This is a genomic window from Salipiger bermudensis (assembly GCF_017309175.1).
GTDB classification, from domain to species: Bacteria; Pseudomonadota; Alphaproteobacteria; order Rhodobacterales; family Rhodobacteraceae; genus Salipiger; species Salipiger bermudensis.
This window is the reverse complement of sequence record NZ_JAEKJV010000006.1, coordinates 170,628-184,060: the sequence shown is the minus strand read 5'-3', so window position 1 is coordinate 184,060 and position 13,433 is coordinate 170,628. Positions and strand designations below refer to the sequence as shown.

Sequence of the window (13,433 nt, the reverse complement as noted above, 5' to 3'; positions counted from 1 at the left end):
CGTCGGGGCGGGAATTTCCTGGATCGTTGCGGCACGAGCTCCTCCGGGATCCTGTCGCCGGCCGGCGGGCAGGTCGGCGCGGGGGATCGTGTCATCCTTACGCTGGCAGGGTGCCATGGGCCAGCGCCGCGGCGCGGGTCTTGGCGCGAAAGGGATGAAAAAAACTCCGCCGCGCGGGGCGCGGCGGAGTATGCTTGCGAGGGTGCAGCCCTCAGGCTCAGTCAGCAGTGAGAAGCGGCGGCTTCTTCGAGGACAGGCGCAGCTTGTCCGGCCCCTCGATCGACAGCGAGAGCTTGTCGTCCTTGACGCCAACCTTGACCACGCCGCCCTTGGTGAGCTTGCCGAAGAGCAGCTCCTCGGCGAGCGGCTTCTTGAGGTTCTCCTGGATCACGCGGCCCAGCGGGCGCGCGCCCATGCGGTCGTCGTAGCCCTTGTCGGCCAGCCATTCGGCCGCCGGCTTGGTGAGCTCGATGGTGACGTTGCGGTCCATGAGCTGGGCTTCGAGCTGCAGCACGAACTTCTCGACCACCGACAGGATGACCTCCTTGGGCAGCGGCTGGAAGCTGATGACCGCGTCGAGACGGTTGCGGAATTCCGGCGTGAAGGTGCGCTCGATGGCGGCGGTGTCCTCGCCCTCGCGGCGGTCGCGCCCGAAACCGATGGCCGCCTTGGCCTGCTCGGCGGCGCCGGCGTTCGAGGTCATGATCAGGATCACGTTGCGGAAATCCACCGTCCGGCCGTTGTGGTCGGTCAGCGAGCCGTGGTCCATCACCTGTAGCAGGATGTTGTAGACATCCGGGTGCGCCTTCTCGATCTCGTCGAGCAAGAGCACGCAATGCGGGTGCTGGTCCACGCCGTCGGTGAGCTGGCCACCCTGGTCGAAGCCGACATAACCCGGAGGCGCCCCGATCAGGCGCGAGACCGCGTGTTTCTCCATGTACTCGGACATGTCGAAGCGCAGCAGTTCGACGCCCAGCGTGCTGGCGAGCTGCTTGGCCACCTCGGTCTTGCCGACGCCGGTGGGGCCGGCGAACAGGTAGTTGCCGATCGGCTTTTCCGGTTCGCGCAGGCCGGCACGGGCCAGCTTGATCGCCGAGCTGAGCGCCTCGATCGCGGTGTCCTGACCGAACACGACACGCTTGAGGGTCTTTTCGAGATCCTTGAGCACCTCGGCATCGTCCTTGGAGACGTTCTTCGGCGGGATGCGCGCGATCTTGGCGACCACGGCCTCGATCTCCTTGGCGCCGATGGTCTTGCGACGCTTGGATTCGGCCACCAGGTGCTGTGCCGCGCCGGCCTCGTCGATCACGTCGATCGCCTTGTCGGGCAGCTTGCGGTCATTGATGTAGCGCGCCGAGAGCTCGACCGCCGACTTGATGGCGTCGGCCGTGTACTTGATCGAGTGGTGCTCCTCGAAATAGGGCTTGAGGCCCTTGAGGATCTTGACCGTGTCGTCGACCGAGGGCTCGCTCACGTCGATCTTCTGGAACCGGCGGCTGAGCGCGCGGTCCTTCTCGAAGTGCTGGCGGAACTCCTTGTAGGTGGTGGAGCCCATGGTGCGCAGCTTGCCGCCCTGAAGCGCGGGCTTCAGGAGGTTCGAGGCATCCATTGCGCCGCCCGAGGTGGCGCCGGCGCCGATCACGGTGTGGATCTCGTCGATGAACAGCACCGCGTCGGGATGTTCCTCGAGCTCGGTCACCACGGCCTTGAGCCGCTCTTCGAAATCGCCGCGGTAGCGGGTGCCGGCCAGCAGCGCGCCCATGTCGAGCGAGTAGATCGTGGTGTTCGACAGCACCTCTGGGGTGTCGCCGTTGACGATCTTGCGCGCCAGGCCTTCGGCGATGGCGGTCTTGCCGACGCCGGGATCACCGACCAGCAGCGGGTTGTTCTTGCGCCGCCGGCACAGCACCTGGATGGCGCGCTCGACCTCGTGCTCGCGGCCGATCAGCGGATCGACATCGCCCTTGCGGGACTTGGCGTTGAGATCGACGCAATACTTGCCGAGTGCCGATTCCTTGTTGTCGCCGGCAGGCTCCTGCGTTTGCGCCTTGGCCTCTTCCTCGGCCTCGGTCGCGCCCTGAACGGGGCGCGATTCGCCGTAGGCGGGGTTCTTGGCCACGCCATGCGCGATGAAGTTCACCGCGTCGTAACGGGTCATGTCCTGCTCCTGCAGGAAATAGGCCGCGTTCGACTCGCGCTCGGCGAAGATCGCCACGAGCACGTTGGCGCCGGTCACCTCGGTGCGGCCCGAGGACTGCACGTGGATTGCGGCGCGCTGGATCACGCGCTGGAATGCTGCGGTCGGCACCGCCTCGGAGCCCTCGATATCGGTGACGAGATTCGAGAGGTCTTCGTCGATGAACTCCACCAGGGTGGTCCGCAGCTCCTCGGTGTCCACGGAGCAGGCCTTCATCACGCGGGCAGCATCGGGTTCGTCAATCAGGGCGAGCAGGAGATGTTCCAGCGTCGCGAATTCATGGCTGCGCGAGTTCGCGAGCGCCAGAGCTGCGTGAATGGCCTGTTCCAGGGTATTCGAGAAAGACGGCACGGCGGCGCTCCTCTTTGTCTGCGTCGGGCTCGGGACCCGACTTTGCCTTCTACAGTTTAAAGTTTGGTCGATACCGACCACGCTTCAAGAGAATTCTCGACCCGCAGCGCTCACAATTGAAGTGATCCCTGCAATGCGGCGTGAAAAGCGGCGGGTCAGAAACTGTCCTTTCGGGCCCGAACCTCGGCGAAAACCGCCGCGTCGGGTGCGTCATTCATGCCCAGTCGATCGCGGATCTCGGGGGATGCGGGACGCAGGAAAGGGTTCGTGGCCAGTTCCTCGGACAGCTTGCAGGTGGCAGTGGCGCGCCCCTCTGTCCGGGCTTTGGCAATGGCGTCAGATCTCAATTTAAGCGCCTCGTTGCCGGGTTCAATAGTCAAGGCGAAGCGGGCGTTCGCGCTTGTGTACTCGTGACCCGAGCAAACCAGGGTTTCGGGCGGTAGCGCAATCAGTTTCGACAGGCTCTCCCACATCATGTCGGGCGTGCCCTCGAAGATGCGGCCGCAGCCAAGCGCCATCAGGCTGTCGGCGGTGAACACGGCCTGTGCTTCGGGGAAATGGAAGGCGACATGGCCCAGCGTGTGGCCGGGCACGAAGATCACCTCGACCGGGGTGCCGGCGACCTGCAGCGTGTCGCCCCCGTCGACCGCGGTGTCGAGCGGCGGGAGCTTGGCCTCCTCGGCCTTGGGGCCGACGACGGTGCAGCCGTATCTCTCGCGCAGTTCGGCGACGCCGCCGACATGGTCGTGGTGGTGGTGGGTGATGAGCAGCGTATCGAGCTCCCAGCCGCGGCTTTCGAGCGCCTCGATGATCGGACCCGCCTCGGGGGCGTCGATCAGACAGACGCCATCGGGCGCCTTCACCAGATAGGCGTAATTGTCGCTGAGGCAGGGAACGGTGACGATCTCCATGGTCTTTCCTTATCGGCTTTGCCAGAGTGGCCCCCAACTTGGAGGATCAACGAGAGCGCCGCAATGCACCTTGATGTGCATAATCTGAGGGACTTCTATTACCGCAGCGCGCTGGGGCGTGCAGCGCAACGGGCCGTGCGCGATCAGGTGCAGCGCTATTGGCCCACGGGCAAGGGCCATACCATGGTGGGCTACGGCTTTGCCGTGCCCCTGCTGCGTCCCTACCTGCCCGATGCCCGCCGGGTGATCGGGCTGATGCCCGGCCCGCAGGGCGTGCTGCCCTGGCCGCAGGGGCAGCTCAATGTCACCGTGCTCTGCGAAGAGACGCTCTGGCCGCTCGAGACCGGCCATGTCGACCGGCTGGTGATGATGCACGGGCTCGAGACCTCCGACAGCCCGTCCGAGCTGCTCGACGAATGCTACCGGGTGCTGGGGCCGGGTGGCGAGGCGCTGTTCATCGTGCCCAACCGCTCGGGTCTCTGGGCGCGCTCGGATGCCACGCCTTTCGGCTACGGCCGTCCCTACTCTCTGAGCCAGCTCGACAGCCAGCTCAAGCGCCACGACTTCATTCGACAGAGCCACGTCTCGGTGCTGTACCAGCCGCCGTCGAGCCGGCGTTTCTGGATGCGCACCGGCCCGGCGTGGGAGCGCATCGGCCGGGCGATTCCGGCTCTGGTGGCCGGAGGGGTGCTGATCGTGCGGGCGTCGAAGCGCTACCCTCCGAAGCGCACCGGGCTGGGCGACAAGGTGCGGGTGCCCAACCCGCTCGACGTGCTGACACCGTCTCCGAAGAAGGAGCCGAAGGCGATCTGACCTGGGTTGAGCCAGAGGGGCAGTGGCTCGACCCGGGCGAAGAATCGGTCACCGGGACGTGACTCGCTCCGTCTTGACCGTGTCGCCGGTTGCGATAACACCGTCCGCCTGAGGAACGCCGAAGCTCCGACTTTTGTCGGTCGCGACAGGTGGTTGCGCTGCAGCGCGGCAACGGTTTTTCCGCGTTTGCGCTATCGCTTCCAGCAGCTTCGAAGTTTGAAGGAGCGACCCTCCGGCACGACCGGATTAATGAAAAATCCACTGTTTCCAAAAGCCTGCCGTGTTCTCGTCTCGCGAAAATGCGCAAGTACTTGGAAAAAGGCGGGTTCCAGTCCGTCCCAAAGCCGCCTAAGCATGTTGCGAGGGCGGGGAGGCTCTGCTACATCCGCGCTGATTTCGACGCCACGGGACCTCCCGGGGCAGGGACAACGCCTCCGGACACCGGGAGACACCCGTGTGTCGCGGGGGCCTCATATCGGAAGGGTGGACGTGTCAGAACCAGCTTCGATCTCCAGCGGCATCGCGGCACGCTATGCCACGGCGATCTTCGACATCGCCAAAGAGAACAACTCCGTCGGAAAGCTCGAGAGCGATACCGACGACCTCGCTCAAGCGCTGGCTGACAGCCCCGACCTGCGCGACATGATCTCCTCGCCGGTCTATCCGCGCCAGGCACAGAAGGACGGCATCCTTGCCGTGTCTTCGAAGATGGGCCTCGACAAGGCACTGCACAACGCGCTTGGCCTGATGGCCGAAAAGCGCCGCCTGTTCGTGCTGCCCCACCTGGTGGCGCAGCTGCGCGAGATGATCGCCGTCGAGAAGGGTGAAGTGACTGCCGAGGTGACCTCGGCGACCGCACTCAGCGATGCGCAGGCCAGCAAGCTGGCCGAGACACTGAAAAGCAGCGTCGGCAAGGACGTGAAGATCAAGTCGACCGTTGATGAATCCCTCATCGGTGGTCTCGTCGTTAAGGTGGGCTCGAAGATGATCGACACGTCGGTCCGTGCCAAGCTCAACTCCCTCCAGAATGCAATGAAAGAGGTCGGATAAATGGGTATCCAAGCAGCCGAGATTTCTGCGATCCTAAAGGACCAGATCAAGAACTTCGGTCAGGAGGCCGAAGTCGCCGAAGTGGGTCGCGTGCTCTCCGTCGGCGACGGTATTGCCCGCGTGCACGGCCTCGACTCCGTGAAGGCCGGCGAAATGGTCGAGTTCCCGGGCGGCATCATGGGGATGGCCCTGAACCTCGAGCGTGACAACGTCGGTATCGTGATCTTCGGCTCCGACCGCGACATCAAGGAAGGTGACGTCGTCAAGCGCACCAACTCGATCGTGGACGTGCCCGCGGGCCCCGGCCTGCTTGGCCGCGTGGTCGACGCGCTCGGCAACCCGATCGACGGCAAGGGGCCGATCGAGGCCGCGGAGCGCCGCGTCGCGGACGTGAAGGCACCGGGCATCATCCCGCGTAAATCGGTGCACGAGCCGATGGCAACCGGCCTCAAGTCGGTCGACGCGATGATCCCGATCGGCCGTGGCCAGCGTGAGCTGATCATTGGCGACCGTCAGACCGGCAAGACCGCCATCGCTCTCGACGCGATCCTGAACCAGAAATCCTACAACGACGCCGCCGGCGACGACGACAGCAAGAAGCTGTACTGCGTCTACGTGGCCGTCGGCCAGAAGCGCTCGACCGTGGCGCAGCTGGTGAAGCGCCTCGAAGCCTCCGGCGCCATCGACTACTCCATCGTCGTGGCCGCCACCGCGTCCGACCCGGCGCCGATGCAGTTCCTCGCGCCCTACGCCGCGACCGCGATGGCCGAGTACTTCCGCGACAACGGCAAGCACGCGCTCATCATCTATGATGACCTGTCCAAGCAGGCCGTGTCCTACCGCCAGATGTCGCTGCTGCTGCGCCGTCCGCCGGGCCGCGAAGCCTACCCGGGCGACGTGTTCTACCTTCACTCGCGCCTGCTCGAGCGTTCGGCCAAGCTGAACGAGGATCACGGTGCCGGCTCGCTGACCGCGCTGCCGATCATCGAGACCCAGGGCGGCGACGTGTCGGCCTTCATTCCGACCAACGTGATCTCGATCACCGACGGCCAGATCTTCCTCGAGACCGAGCTGTTCTTCCAGGGCATCCGCCCGGCCGTGAACACCGGTCTGTCGGTGTCGCGCGTCGGCTCCTCGGCCCAGACCAAGGCGATGTCCTCGGTTGCCGGCCCGGTGAAGCTGTCGCTGGCCCAGTATCGTGAAATGGCGGCCTTCGCCCAGTTCGGCTCGGACCTCGACGCCGCAACTCAGAAGCTGCTGAACCGCGGTGCGCGTCTGACCGAGCTGATGAAGCAGCCGCAGTATTCGCCGCTCACCAACGCCGAGATCGTGTGCATCATCTTCGCCGGCACCAACGGCTACCTGGACGATGTCCCGGTCCGTGAAGTGGGCAAGTTCGAATCCGCCCTGCTGTCCTTCCTGCGCGGCCAGCGCAAGGACATCCTCGAGTGGATCGAGAGCGAAGACCCGAAGATCAAGGGTGAACCCGCTGACAAGCTGAAGGCTGCGCTCGACGAATTCGCCGCGACCTACGCCTGAGCGCCCTGAAAGGACAGGATTATGCCTAGCCTCAAGGACCTCAAGACCAGGATCTCCTCGGTCAAGTCGACCCGGAAGATCACCAAGGCCATGCAGATGGTGGCCGCCGCGAAACTGCGGCGGGCACAGGACGCGGCCGAGATGGCACGCCCGTATTCCGAGCGCTTCAATGCGGTGCTCGGATCGCTGGCGGCGTCGGTGGGCGGCAGCCCGACCGCGCCGAAGCTGCTGTCCGGCACCGGCAAGGACGACGTGCACATGCTCGTCGTGATGACCGCCGAGCGCGGCCTTTGCGGGGGCTTCAACAGCTCCATCGTGAAGGCGGCGCGCGCCGCGATCGCCAAGCTGAAGGCCGAGGGCAAGACGGTGAAGATCCTCACCGTCGGGAAGAAGGGCCGTGAACAGCTTTCCCGTGAGCACGGGTCGCTGTTCGTGGGTCACGTGGACCTCAGCGAGGTCAAGAAGATCGGCTATGCGGATGCGCAGTCGATCGCCAAGGACCTGCTCAACCGTTTCGACGAGGGCGAGTTCGACGTGGCGACCATCTTCTATGCGAAGTTCGAGACCGTGATTTCGCAGGTCCCGACCGCCCAGCAGATCATCCCGGCCCAGTTCGACGCGGCCGAAGGTGACGACGCCGGTGCGTCCCCGCTCTATGAATACGAGCCCGGCGAGGAAGCCATCCTTGCCGATCTCCTTCCCCGGGGTGTCTCTACCCAGATCTTCTCGGCTCTGCTGGAGAACGCCGCCTCGGAACAGGGGGCTCGGATGAGCGCCATGGACAACGCCACGCGCAACGCGGGCGAGATGATCGACAAGCTGACCATCGAGTACAACCGCTCGCGTCAGGCGGTCATCACCAACGAACTGATCGAAATCATCTCGGGCGCCGAGGCGCTCTAAGAACCGGAGACGATAAATGGCAAACGCAAAAGGCAAAGTGACCCAGGTCATCGGCGCCGTGGTCGACGTGCAGTTCGACGACCACCTGCCCGAGATCCTGAACGCGCTGACCACCACCAACGACGGCAAGACCCTGGTTCTTGAAGTTGCACAGCACCTGGGTGAGAGCACCGTCCGCACCATCGCGATGGACTCGACCGAAGGTCTCGTCCGTGGCCAGGAAGTGGTCGACACCGACAAGCCGATCTCGGTCCCGGTGGGCAACGCCACCCTGGGCCGCATCCTCAACGTCGTGGGCGAGCCCGTCGACGAGCAGGGCCCGGTCGAGGCGGAAGAGTACCGCGCGATCCACCAGCCCGCTCCCGAGTTCGACGAGCAGGCGACCGACACCGAGATCCTCGTGACCGGCATCAAGGTCATCGACCTTCTCGCGCCCTACTCCAAGGGCGGCAAGATCGGCCTGTTCGGCGGCGCCGGCGTGGGCAAGACCGTTCTCATCATGGAACTGATCAACAACATCGCAAAGGTGCACTCGGGCTTCTCCGTGTTCGCCGGTGTTGGCGAGCGGACCCGTGAGGGCAACGACCTCTACCACGAGATGATCGAATCCAACGTCATCAAGCCCGACAACCTGTCGGACTCGCAGGTGGCTCTGGTCTACGGCCAGATGAACGAACCGCCGGGGGCCCGTGCCCGCGTCGCGCTGACCGGCCTGACCCTGGCCGAGCAGTTCCGTGACCAGTCCGGCACCGACGTTCTGTTCTTCGTCGACAACATCTTCCGCTTCACGCAGGCCGGTTCCGAGGTGTCCGCACTTCTCGGCCGTATCCCGTCCGCCGTGGGTTACCAGCCGACGCTGGCCACCGACATGGGCGCGATGCAGGAGCGGATTACCTCGACCAAGAACGGCTCGATCACCTCGATCCAGGCCGTCTACGTTCCCGCGGACGACCTGACCGACCCGGCGCCCGCCACGACCTTTGCCCACCTCGATGCGACCACGGTTCTCAACCGTGCGATCTCGGAGCTCGGCATCTACCCGGCCGTGGACCCGCTCGACTCGAACAGCCGGATCCTCGACCCGCAGGTCGTGGGCCAGGAGCATTACGACGTGGCGCGCGAAGTGCAGGGCATCCTGCAGCGCTACAAGTCGCTCCAGGACATCATCGCGATCCTCGGCATGGACGAACTGTCGGAAGAGGACAAGCTGACCGTTCAGCGTGCCCGGAAGATCCAGCGCTTCCTGTCGCAGCCGTTCGACGTGGCGAAGGTCTTCACCGGCTCCGACGGTGTGCAGGTTCCGCTCGAGGACACCATCTCCTCCTTCAAGGCAGTGGTGAACGGCGAGTACGACCACTTCCCCGAGGCAGCCTTCTACATGGTCGGCGGCATCGAGGAAGTGAAGGCCAAGGCCGAGAAGCTGGCCGCGGAAGCTGCCTGATGACTGCCGGGGGGCCTTTGTGCCCCCCATTACCAACCGGAGGCCCTAATGGCTGATACGATGCAATTCGATCTGGTGAGCCCCGAGCGGAGCCTTCTGTCGACTCAGGCCAAGACCGTGTCGATTCCGGGCACCGACGGTGACATGACGGCAGGCCCCGGCCACGCCGCGGTGATCACCACGCTGCGCCCCGGCATCCTCAAGGTCGAGACCGAGACGGGCACCGAGGAATTCGTGGTCACCGGTGGTTTCGCCGAGATCGGCACCACCATGAGCGTGCTTGCCGAGCGTGCCGTTCCCTACGCCGACATGACGCAGGAGACCTATGAGGATCTCGTGCGTGAGGCGCAGGCCTACTACAAGAAGGTCGTCGAAGAGACCGAGAACGAGCCGGGCCCGGTCGACGACGCGGCCAAGCTTCTGCAGGACATGGTTGCCGTCGGTGGTCACATCGGCCTCGACCCGAAGCAGCCGAACTTCTGACGCAGGCCACATCGCAAGACAGAACAGAAACCCCGCCCTTGGCGGGGTTTCTTGCGTCTAGGCGGGGCGCAACAAACGTGACGCCAATGCGCAACGCTGCGCTTTGTGGTTGATTTCAGGCCCTTTCCAACCCGCGAAACTTGGCGGATGATGCCGACGGGGACGAATGAGGACAGAATGCGTCGACTGAATGCCAGCCTGATCGGCATCGATCAGGGCAATGTGGAAGTGTTTTCCGAGTTCGCCAATGGCGGCGACATGTGGACCGGCCGCGGTGCGCGCGAGCGTCGCAAGGAGATCCGCTTCTCGGAACCGTTCCGGGCCCCTCCCACGGTCCAGGTGTCGCTGTCCTTGTGGGACATGGATCAGGGCGCCAATGTCCGCGCGGATCTGCTGGCGGAGAACATCACCGAGACCGGGTTCGAACTGGTGTTCCGGACCTGGTCCGACACGCGGGTCGCGCGGGTGCGCATGTCGTGGCTGGCGATCGGCGAGGTCACAAGCGAGGATGACTGGCAGCTCTACTGAGGAAGAGCGCCCGACGTCGCGAGGCGCCGTAGCGCCGGACTGCGTCCTCCCCCCCGGCAAGAAAAAGGGGGCGCTGCCCCCCTCTTGGCCTGCGGCCAATTCACCCCCGAGGTATTTTCGAACCAGAGAAGGGCGGGGGTGCGCCCTTCTCCGGATCTGGTCTCAGAGGATGCCTTCGTAGATCGGGCCGAGCGTGTCGGTCTCGAACAGCGAGGACACCGAGGTGCCGTTCCAGATGTTGAGGATCGCCTGGGCAAACATCGGGGCGGTCGGCACCACGCGGATGTTCGGCGCGGCGGCAACGGCGTCGGTGGCGGCGATCGAGTCGGTGATGACCAGCGACTTCATCACCGAGTTGGTCACGCGCTCGACCGCGGGGCCGGAGAGCACGCCGTGGGTGATGTAGGCATGCACCTCGGTTGCGCCGTGGTTCATCAGGATCTCGGCCGCCTTGCACAGCGTGCCGGCAGTGTCGCAGATGTCATCGACGATGATGCACTTCTTGCCGGTGACGTCACCGATGACGGTCATCTCGGCGATCTCGCCGGGCTTCTCGCGGCGCTTGTCGACGATCGAGAGCGGGGCGTTGATGCGCTTGGCCAGCTCGCGGGCGCGGGCCACGCCGCCGACGTCGGGCGACACAACCATCACGTCCTCGAGCTCGCCCTCGAAATGCTTCATGATGTCGAGCGCGAAGACCGGCGAGGCGTAGAGGTTGTCCACGGGGATGTCGAAGAAGCCCTGGATCTGGGTGGCGTGCAGATCCATGGTCAGCACCCGCTCGATGCCGGCCTCGGCGATCATGTTGGCCACCAGCTTGGCGGTGATCGGGGTCCGGGCCTTGGTGCGGCGATCCTGGCGGGCATAGCCGAAATAGGGGATCACGGCGGTGATGCGGGCGGCCGAGGAGCGGCGCAGCGCGTCGGCCATGATCAGCAGCTCCATCAGGTTGTCGTTCGCCGGGCGGGAGGTCGACTGCAGGATGAACATGTCCTCGCCGCGGACGTTCTCGTAGACCTCGACGAAGATCTCCTGGTCGTTGAAGCGCTCGACGCGCGCATCGACGAGCCCCACGGACATGCCGCGATAGAGGGACATCCGGCGGGCGATGGCAGTGGCCAGCGGTTTGTTGGCATTGCCCGCGATAAGCTTGGGCTCGATGACGGTGGGCATGGGAGGCGGCTCCGGCAGCAGAATGACAGATTCGTGACGTTGCCGGTCGCTTAGCATGCAGGTAGCGTGGCGCAAAGACGCACTCCGTAACGAGGGACGACATGGCGCATCTGGATTACTATTTTTCCGTTCTTTCCCCTTACGCCTACCTGGCCGGGAACCGGTTGGAAGAGATTGTTGCGCGCCACGGCGTCAGCGTGACCTACAAGCCGCTCGACATCATGGCGCTGTTCCCGCGCACTGGCGGCGCCGCGCCGAAGGACCGGCACCCGTCGCGCCTCGCCTACAGGGCGCAGGAACTGCCGCGGCAGGCGAAGAAGGCCGGGATGGAGCTGAACTTCAAGCCCGCGCATTGGCCGACCAACCAGGCCCCGGCGTCCTATGCGATCATCGCGGCGCAGAAGGCGGGCGGCGGCGATCTTGGCGGGCTGGTGCAGTCGATCCTGCGCGCGGTCTGGGTCGAGGACAAGGACATCGCCGAGGATGCCGTGGTGCAGGCGTGCCTGACTGCGGCGGGCTTCGATCCGTCGCTGACCTTCAGCGGCATGCTGACCGGGGCGGAGATCTACGCGGCCAATCTCGAGGACGCGGTCAATGCGGGGGTTTTCGGCGCGCCGTTCTACGTGCTCGACGACGGTGCGATGTTCTGGGGGCAGGACAGGCTAGAAGATCTCGATCTGCATCTCTCGGGCAAGCTCTGAGCGGCAGGCCCCAAGACCGGCGCGGCGCCGTCAGGCCTGCTTGTTCAGGCCGACCGACGGCGTGACCGGCTTCTCGGCCACGGGGAGCCGTCCGAACCACCAGATCGCCACGCCGTTCAGGGCAAACAGTCCTGCGACACAGGCTGCCATGAGAAGAATGGTGACGATCGCGCTCATCGGGGGTGGCTCCTTTTGCTTTGTAAGCCAATCCCGTGTCGTAGAGAAAGTTCCCTGCCGGCTCTAGCCTGAGAGGGGCTCGGGGCGAATCAGAACAGCGAAAGTTGCCGCCCGGCCACACCGGCGGTGGTGGCCTCGTGCTGCAGCAGCCAGGTCTTGGTATCGAGCCCGCCGCCAAACCCGGTAAGCGCGCCGCCTTTTCCGATAACCCGATGACATGGAAGGATAATTGGAAGCGGGTTCGCACCATTCGCGGCGCCCACCGCGCGGCTTGCGCCGGGGCTGCCGAGGGTCCGGGCGATCTCGCCGTAGCTGCGGGTTTCGGCATAGGGAATGGCGGTGAGCAGAGCCCAGATTTTCTTTTGAAACTCCGTGCCATGGATGTCGAGCGGAACACTGAACGCGCGAAGATCTCCGCAAAAATACGCGTCAAGCTGGTGGCGCACCGCATCGAACGCGGTGCGATCGGGCTGCCAGTCCTCCTGTGGCGCAACGGCCTTGTGGCCCGAGGGGAAGCTCAGCAGACGTAGCGCCGTTCCGTCGCCCGCCAGGAGCAGTGGTCCGACGGGGCTGTCATGGTGGCAGTAGCGCAGGCTCATGGGGCGGGCTTTCGCAGCGAGGAGGGCGGGCGCCCATAGAGCGCCGAGACCGCGGCGTTGAAGCGGCGCAGGCTGCCGAAGCCCGCGCGGGAGGCGATCTCGGTCATCGGCAGGTCGCTGTCGTTCAGCAGCCGCTTGGCGTGCTGCACGCGCCGGGTCTGGGCCACCTGCAGGGGCGAGGCGCCGACCTGCTCGGCGAAAAGCCGGGCAAGGTGGCGCGGGCCGATGCCGAGCCGGGCGGCGAGCTCCGTCACGGTGCCGGTGTCGAGCGCGCCGGCCTCGATCAGCCGCAGGGCGCGGGCGACGGTGGTGCGGGTGCCGTTCCACGCCGGCGAGAACGGCGCTGTCTCGGGGCGGCAGCGCAGGCAGGGACGATAGCCGGCGCGCTCGGCGCTGGCGGCGCTGGGGAAGAAGGACACGTTCTTGGTCAGCGGCGGGCGCACCGGGCAGACCGGGCGACAATAGATGCCGGTGGTGCGCACGGCGGTGAAGAACGCGCCGTCATAGGCGGGGTCGCGGCGCAGCCTTGCGGCGTTGCATGTGTCGAAATCCAGCATGGGCCAAGCA

14 protein-coding genes are annotated in these 13,433 nt (G+C 65.3%); 8 read left to right on the top strand and 6 right to left on the bottom strand.

Features of this window, described 5'->3' with window-relative positions:
* Positions 1 to 217 precede the first annotated feature (217 nt).
* Positions 218 to 2,548 (bottom strand): ATP-dependent Clp protease ATP-binding subunit ClpA, encoded by a 2,331-nt coding sequence (clpA, locus tag JF542_RS10310; RefSeq protein ID WP_007795234.1) that lies wholly within the window; start codon positions 2,546 to 2,548, stop codon positions 218 to 220.
* Positions 2,549 to 2,703: 155 nt separating this feature from the next.
* Positions 2,704 to 3,459, bottom strand: coding sequence for a hydroxyacylglutathione hydrolase (gene gloB, locus JF542_RS10305; RefSeq protein WP_207075770.1), 756 nt, complete (start codon positions 3,457 to 3,459; stop codon positions 2,704 to 2,706).
* 63 nt (positions 3,460 to 3,522) lie between these two features.
* On the opposite strand from gloB, the gene JF542_RS10300 reads away from it, so the two are divergent.
* From JF542_RS10300 to JF542_RS10270, 7 genes are all read left to right on the top strand, one after another.
* A complete protein-coding gene (locus JF542_RS10300; protein WP_007795228.1) occupies positions 3,523 to 4,272 on the top strand; it encodes a methyltransferase domain-containing protein in 750 nt (249 codons plus the stop codon).
* A 483-nt stretch (positions 4,273 to 4,755) separates the two neighbouring features.
* Complete coding sequence (locus JF542_RS10295) at positions 4,756 to 5,322, top strand: F0F1 ATP synthase subunit delta (protein ID WP_110739996.1); 567 nt, start codon at positions 4,756 to 4,758, stop codon at positions 5,320 to 5,322.
* Entirely contained in the window at positions 5,323 to 6,861 is a 1,539-nt protein-coding gene (gene atpA / locus JF542_RS10290; RefSeq protein ID WP_207075769.1) for a F0F1 ATP synthase subunit alpha, read from the top strand.
* Positions 6,862 to 6,882: 21 nt separating this feature from the next.
* Positions 6,883 to 7,764, top strand: coding sequence for a F0F1 ATP synthase subunit gamma (locus JF542_RS10285; protein WP_207075768.1), 882 nt, complete (start codon positions 6,883 to 6,885; stop codon positions 7,762 to 7,764).
* A gap of 16 nt (positions 7,765 to 7,780) precedes the next feature.
* Positions 7,781 to 9,205, top strand: coding sequence for a F0F1 ATP synthase subunit beta (gene atpD / locus JF542_RS10280; RefSeq protein WP_007795218.1), 1,425 nt, complete (start codon positions 7,781 to 7,783; stop codon positions 9,203 to 9,205).
* A gap of 48 nt (positions 9,206 to 9,253) precedes the next feature.
* Complete coding sequence (locus JF542_RS10275; RefSeq protein WP_007795214.1) at positions 9,254 to 9,688, top strand: F0F1 ATP synthase subunit epsilon; 435 nt, start codon at positions 9,254 to 9,256, stop codon at positions 9,686 to 9,688.
* Positions 9,689 to 9,865: 177 nt separating this feature from the next.
* A complete protein-coding gene (locus tag JF542_RS10270; RefSeq protein ID WP_007795212.1) occupies positions 9,866 to 10,216 on the top strand; it encodes an H-type lectin domain-containing protein in 351 nt (116 codons plus the stop codon).
* 162 nt (positions 10,217 to 10,378) lie between these two features.
* Here the strand turns inward: JF542_RS10270 and JF542_RS10265 are convergent, their stop codons facing one another.
* Positions 10,379 to 11,389, bottom strand: a complete 1,011-nt coding sequence (locus JF542_RS10265; protein WP_007795209.1) for a ribose-phosphate pyrophosphokinase — start codon at positions 11,387 to 11,389, stop codon at positions 10,379 to 10,381.
* A 101-nt stretch (positions 11,390 to 11,490) separates the two neighbouring features.
* Here JF542_RS10265 and JF542_RS10260 point away from each other — a divergent pair, with 101 nt between their 5' ends.
* Positions 11,491 to 12,090: a 2-hydroxychromene-2-carboxylate isomerase gene (locus JF542_RS10260; RefSeq protein WP_207075767.1), complete on the top strand. Its 600-nt coding sequence runs from the start codon at positions 11,491 to 11,493 to the stop codon at positions 12,088 to 12,090.
* A gap of 30 nt (positions 12,091 to 12,120) precedes the next feature.
* Here the strand turns inward: JF542_RS10260 and JF542_RS10255 are convergent, their stop codons facing one another.
* The 3 genes from JF542_RS10255 to JF542_RS10245 all read right to left on the bottom strand — a co-directional run bounded on the left by JF542_RS10255 (position 12,121) and on the right by JF542_RS10245 (position 13,423).
* Complete coding sequence (locus JF542_RS10255) at positions 12,121 to 12,267, bottom strand: hypothetical protein (protein WP_007795203.1); 147 nt, start codon at positions 12,265 to 12,267, stop codon at positions 12,121 to 12,123.
* Positions 12,268 to 12,356: 89 nt separating this feature from the next.
* A complete protein-coding gene (locus JF542_RS10250) occupies positions 12,357 to 12,866 on the bottom strand; it encodes a methylated-DNA--[protein]-cysteine S-methyltransferase (RefSeq protein WP_207075766.1) in 510 nt (169 codons plus the stop codon).
* Entirely contained in the window at positions 12,863 to 13,423 is a 561-nt protein-coding gene (locus JF542_RS10245; protein WP_207075765.1) for a bifunctional transcriptional activator/DNA repair enzyme AdaA, read from the bottom strand. The genes JF542_RS10250 and JF542_RS10245 overlap by 4 nt, the downstream gene beginning before the upstream one ends.
* Positions 13,424 to 13,433 lie beyond the last annotated feature (10 nt).

Bases quoted from the DNA above. Each gene is read 5' to 3' on its own strand.
- gloB (WP_207075770.1), bottom strand. From the start codon at position 3,459: ATGGAGATCGTCACCGTTCCCTGCCTCAGCGACAATTACGCCTATCTG.
- JF542_RS10300 (WP_007795228.1), top strand. From the start codon at position 3,523: ATGCACCTTGATGTGCATAATCTGAGGGACTTCTATTACCGCAGCGCG.
- atpA (WP_207075769.1), top strand. From the start codon at position 5,323: ATGGGTATCCAAGCAGCCGAGATTTCTGCGATCCTAAAGGACCAGATC.
- JF542_RS10285 (WP_207075768.1), top strand. From the start codon at position 6,883: ATGCCTAGCCTCAAGGACCTCAAGACCAGGATCTCCTCGGTCAAGTCG.
- atpD (WP_007795218.1), top strand. From the start codon at position 7,781: ATGGCAAACGCAAAAGGCAAAGTGACCCAGGTCATCGGCGCCGTGGTC.
- JF542_RS10275 (WP_007795214.1), top strand. From the start codon at position 9,254: ATGGCTGATACGATGCAATTCGATCTGGTGAGCCCCGAGCGGAGCCTT.
- JF542_RS10270 (WP_007795212.1), top strand. From the start codon at position 9,866: ATGCGTCGACTGAATGCCAGCCTGATCGGCATCGATCAGGGCAATGTG.
- JF542_RS10265 (WP_007795209.1), bottom strand. From the start codon at position 11,389: ATGCCCACCGTCATCGAGCCCAAGCTTATCGCGGGCAATGCCAACAAA.
- JF542_RS10260 (WP_207075767.1), top strand. From the start codon at position 11,491: ATGGCGCATCTGGATTACTATTTTTCCGTTCTTTCCCCTTACGCCTAC.
- JF542_RS10255 (WP_007795203.1), bottom strand. From the start codon at position 12,267: ATGAGCGCGATCGTCACCATTCTTCTCATGGCAGCCTGTGTCGCAGGA.
- JF542_RS10250 (WP_207075766.1), bottom strand. From the start codon at position 12,866: ATGAGCCTGCGCTACTGCCACCATGACAGCCCCGTCGGACCACTGCTC.
- JF542_RS10245 (WP_207075765.1), bottom strand. From the start codon at position 13,423: ATGCTGGATTTCGACACATGCAACGCCGCAAGGCTGCGCCGCGACCCC.